The sequence below is a fragment of the Cupriavidus sp. 05N40 genome, from assembly GCF_056397305.1.
In genome coordinates this window covers 1-4,560 of sequence record NZ_JBFTND010000342.1, presented here as the reverse complement: position 1 = coordinate 4,560, position 4,560 = coordinate 1, and the positions used below count along the sequence as shown (strand labels likewise).

At 65.5% G+C, this 4,560-nt stretch carries 4 protein-coding genes and 1 pseudogene; all 5 read left to right on the top strand.

What is annotated here, in order from left to right:
* Positions 1 to 895, top strand: an 895-nt coding sequence (locus AC1DO7_RS39610; RefSeq protein WP_477117442.1) for a DNA gyrase C-terminal beta-propeller domain-containing protein, incomplete at its 5' end; no start/stop codon positions are given.
* Positions 896 to 976: 81 nt separating this feature from the next.
* Positions 977 to 1,540 carry a DUF2059 domain-containing protein gene (locus AC1DO7_RS39605; RefSeq protein ID WP_441612529.1) on the top strand — a complete coding sequence of 188 codons (564 nt, stop codon included), beginning with the start codon at positions 977 to 979 and terminating at the stop codon, positions 1,538 to 1,540.
* Between the two features lie 109 nt (positions 1,541 to 1,649).
* Positions 1,650 to 2,810: a 3-phosphoserine/phosphohydroxythreonine transaminase gene (serC, locus tag AC1DO7_RS39600; RefSeq protein ID WP_441612528.1), complete on the top strand. Its 1,161-nt coding sequence runs from the start codon at positions 1,650 to 1,652 to the stop codon at positions 2,808 to 2,810.
* A 143-nt stretch (positions 2,811 to 2,953) separates the two neighbouring features.
* On the top strand, positions 2,954 to 4,093 hold the full coding sequence (gene pheA, locus AC1DO7_RS39595) for a prephenate dehydratase (RefSeq protein ID WP_441612527.1): 1,140 nt from the start codon (positions 2,954 to 2,956) through the stop codon (positions 4,091 to 4,093).
* 45 nt (positions 4,094 to 4,138) lie between these two features.
* Positions 4,139 to 4,560, top strand: a pseudogene (locus AC1DO7_RS39590) (histidinol-phosphate transaminase); the annotation flags it as partial.

Genomic DNA, 4,560 nt, shown 5'->3' with positions numbered 1-4,560 from the left:
GCTCTACTGGCTCAAGGTGTACGAGGTGCCGCAGGGTTCGCGCAATGCGCGCGGCCGGCCGATCGTCAACATGTTCCCGCTGTCCGAAGGCGAGAAGATCAACGTCATCCTGCCGGTGCGCCAGTTCGACGCCGAGCACTTCATCTTCATGGGCACTGCCCGCGGCACCGTGAAGAAGACCGCGCTGACCGAGTTCTCCAACCCGCGCAAGGCCGGCATCATTGCTGTCGACCTGGACGAGGGCGACTACCTCATCGGCGCGGCCGTGACCGACGGCCAGCATGACGTGATGCTGTTCTCCGACGCTGGCAAGGCCGTGCGCTTCGACGAGAACGATGTGCGTCCGATGGGTCGCCAGGCACGCGGCGTGCGCGGCATGAACCTGGAAGACAGCCAGAGCGTGATTGCCATGCTGGTGGCGCCGGCCGAAACCAGCGACCAGGCCGGCACCGTCGGCAGCGTGCTGACCGCCACCGAGAACGGCTACGGCAAGCGTACGCCGATTGCCGAATACACTCGACACGGCCGCGGCACCAAAGGCATGATTGCGATCCAGACCAGCGAGCGCAATGGCCGTGTGGTGGCTGCCGCACTGGTGTCGCCGGACGACGAGATCATGCTGATCACGACCGGCGGCGTGCTGATCCGCACACGCGTGTCCGAGATCCGTGAAATGGGTCGCGCGACGCAAGGCGTCACGCTGATCAATGTGGACGAAGGCACCAAGCTGTCGGGTCTGCAGCGGATTGTCGAGAGCGATGCCGACAACGGCGTCGCGGGTGACGATCTCGACGCGGCCGAGGCGAGTGGTGCTGACGGCGCGGCGCCGGGCGAGCAGGCCGGTGCGCCGGACGGCACCCAGGCAGGCACGCCTGACACGGGATCGAATTCGTAAGTTGTTGCAACATTGAACCGCTGGCCGGAACTCGTTTGCCGGCCGTCGGACTAAAACGGACATATTTACCAGGGAGTCACAATGCTCAAGACCTATCGACGTATCGCTGTTCTGGCTGCCTTCGTGCCGGCCATGATGCTGGCCAACGCGGCGCAAGCCCAGGACGCCGACAAGACCGCTGCCATCAAGGAGCTCCTGACCGTCATGCAGGCCGACCAGGCCGTCAAGGGTCAGGCTGACAACTGGCAGCAGGGCGCCAAGCAGGAAGCGCCCATGGTCCTGGAGCAGGTACTTGTCGACAACAAGACCCTCAACGACAAGCAGAAGCAGGCTGCGGTCGACAAGCTGAAGAAGAACGGCGCGGTGCAGCGCATGGTGGATGGCGCCGGCCAGGCGTTCTCGACCGACGGCTTCAAGAGCGACGCCATGAAGGCGCACTACGACGCCTTCGGCAAGTACTACAGCGCGCAGGAAATCCGTGACCTGACCACCTTCCTGAAATCGGCTACCGGACAGAAGTTCATGGCCAACCAGGGCAAGGCCACCCAGGAAATCTGGGGCTCGATGATGCAGAAGTACGGCCCGCAGGTCGGCAAGTCGATGCGCGACGCCGCCGAGAAGGAAATCGCCGCTGCTGCGAAGTAAGCCCGGGCAACCGGCCGCGGGAGCGGGGCGCTGTCCTCGTCTGCCCATTGCGGCGCGGGTTTGAGGGATAATGGCTGCTTGGTTAACACCGGCAGCCATTTTTCATTCCATGAACGAACCCCAGAATCCCGCACTTGCCGCCATGATGCAGCGCGCCGTGGCCGAGCGTGTCTATAACTTCTCGCCCGGTCCGGCAGCGCTGCCGACCGAAGTGCTGATGCAGGCGGCCGAAGAAATGCTGTCATGGCACGGCACCGGGGTTTCGGTGATGGAAATGAGCCATCGCAGCCGCGAGTTCGAAGGCATCCAGGCCGAGGCCCTGGCCAACCTGCGCGAACTGCTGCATGTGCCGAAGAACTTCCGCATCCTGTTCCTGCAGGGCGGTGCCATCGGCGAGAACGGCATCGTGCCGTTGAACCTGATGCGCCGCGTGGACGCCGAGCGTCCGAAGGCGGATTTCGTCGTGACCGGCAGCTGGTCGGTGAAGTCCGAGAAGGAAGCGCGCCGCTATGGCGAGGTCAATATCGCCGCCAGCAGTGCCGCGCAGAAGTTCGCGCGCATTCCCGACGTGTCCCAGTGGAAGCTGTCCGACGACGCGGCCTACGTGCATCTCTGCACCAACGAGACCATCGACGGCGTCGAGTTCCAGGACGTGCCCGATATCGGCCAGAGCCGCGATGGCGGACCGGTGCTGGTGGCCGATGTCTCCAGCCATATCCTCTCGCGCCCGGTGGACTGGTCGCGCGTCCAGGTTGCCTACGGCGGCGCGCAGAAGAACATCGGCCCGGCCGGGGTGACCATCGTGATCGTGCGTGAAGACCTGCTGGGCCACGCGCATCCGCTGTGCCCCTCCGCCTTCAACTGGCGCGTGGTGGCCGAGCATGACTCGATGTACAACACGCCGCCGACCTACGCCATCTATATCGCCGGCCTGGTCTTCAAGTGGCTCAAGGCCCAGGGCGGCGTGGGCGCGATCGAGCAGCGCAATATCGCCAAGTCGGGCGCGCTGTACCAGTTCCTGGACCAGAGCGCGTTCTATCGCAACGAGATCGATCCGGGCAGCCGCTCGCGCATGAACGTGCCGTTCTTCCTGGCCGACGAGTCGCGCAACGATGCGTTTCTGGCCGGTGCGCGCGCCAACGGGCTGGTCCAGCTCAAGGGCCACAAGTCGGTCGGAGGCATGCGTGCCAGCCTGTACAACGCCATGCCGCTCGAAGGTGTGCTGGCGCTGATCGAGTACATGCGCGAGTTCGAGCGCAGCGCGGCTTGATTTTCATGCGGTGACCTTGCCCGGCGGCAGTGGCGCGGCGCCGCCACACTGCCGGGCACCATCGCGCAGGGCTGCGCGCAGACCGCGCAAGCCGGCCATTTTCAGAGCCATTTCGCAATGAGGTGGCGAAGCGGATCCATACAATGACAAATCAAGACAAGCACATCGCGCAGGAGGCGGCGCCGCAGGACAATGCCGCTGCCGACAAGGCGCTCGGCGTCGAGCTGGCGCCGCTGCGCGAGCAGATCGACACGCTCGACCGCGAACTGCTCGCGATGCTGAACCGCCGTGCGCAACTGGCTCTCGACGTGGGCGAGGTCAAGAAAAAGTACGGCGCGCCGGTGTTCCGTCCCGAGCGCGAATTGCAGGTGATTCGCAAGGTGCAGGGCGCCAACCCCGGCCCGCTGCTCGACGAAAGCGTGGCATCGATCTGGCGCGAGGTGATGTCTGCCTGCCGCGGACTCGAGAAGCCGCTCGAGGTGGCCTTCCTGGGGCCGGCCGGCACGTTCTCCGAGCAGGCGCTGTACTCGCATTTCGGCCATGAGGTGAGCGGCGTGCCGTGCCCGAGCATCGACGAGGTGTTCCGCGCGGTGGAAGCCGGCACCGTGGAGTATGGCGTGGTGCCGGTGGAGAACTCCACCGAGGGCGCGGTGTCGCGCACGCTGGACCTGTTCCTGCAGACCTCGCTGAAGATCAGCGGCGAGATTGCGCTCAAGGTCCATCACAACCTGATGGCGTCGTCGCCGGACATGAAGGGCGTGACCGTGGTGCGGGCCCATGCGCAGGCGCTGGCGCAATGCCAGCACTGGCTCACGGCGAACTACCCGCAYCTGGAGCGCCAGGCGGTGTCGAGCAACGCGGAAGCCGCGCGCATGGCAAGCGAGGACCCGACGGTGGCGGCGATTGCCGGCGAATCGGCGGCCAACCGCTACCACCTGCACCTGGTGCGCACGCATATCCAGGACGACCCGCACAACCGCACGCGCTTCGCGGTGATCGGGCGCTACGAGACCGAGCCCTCGGGCAGCGACCAGACCTCGATGATCCTGTCGGTGCCGAACAAGGCCGGCGCGGTGTACCAGTTGCTCGCGCCGCTGGCCGACAACGGTGTGTCGATGTGCCGCTTCGAGTCGCGTCCGGCGCGCAGCGGCGCGTGGGAATACTACTTCTACGTGGACGTGGAAGGTCACCAGCATGACGCCGCGGTGATGCGGGCGCTGGAGGAACTGCGCCGCAATGCGGCTTACTTCAAGGTGCTGGGCTCGTACCCGTCCAGCAGGTAGGGCATCACGTCAGAGCAACAAGAAAGCGAACAGCGAGGAGTCGATATGGCAGAGCAGGGCAAGCAATTCGGTCCGGATTACGTGCGTGCGATTTCCCCGTACGTGGCGGGCAAGCCCATTTCCGAGGTGGCGCGCGAGTTTGGCCTGGACGAGGCCGCCATCGTCAAGCTGGCGTCGAACGAGAACCCGCTTGGCATGCCCGATTCGGCGCGCGCCGCCATCGCTGCCGCGGTGGGCGAGCTGGGCCGCTACCCCGACGCCAACGGGTTCGAGCTGAAGGCCGCATTGTCGGCCCGCTTCGACGTAGACACGGAATGGCTCACGCTGGGCAACGGCAGCAACGACATCCTGGAAATCGCCGCGCACGCGCTGGTCAAGCCGGGCGAGTCGATCGTCTATGCCGAGCACTCCTTCGCCGTGTACGCGCTCGCCACACAGGAAGTCGGCGCGCGCGCCATCGAGGTCAA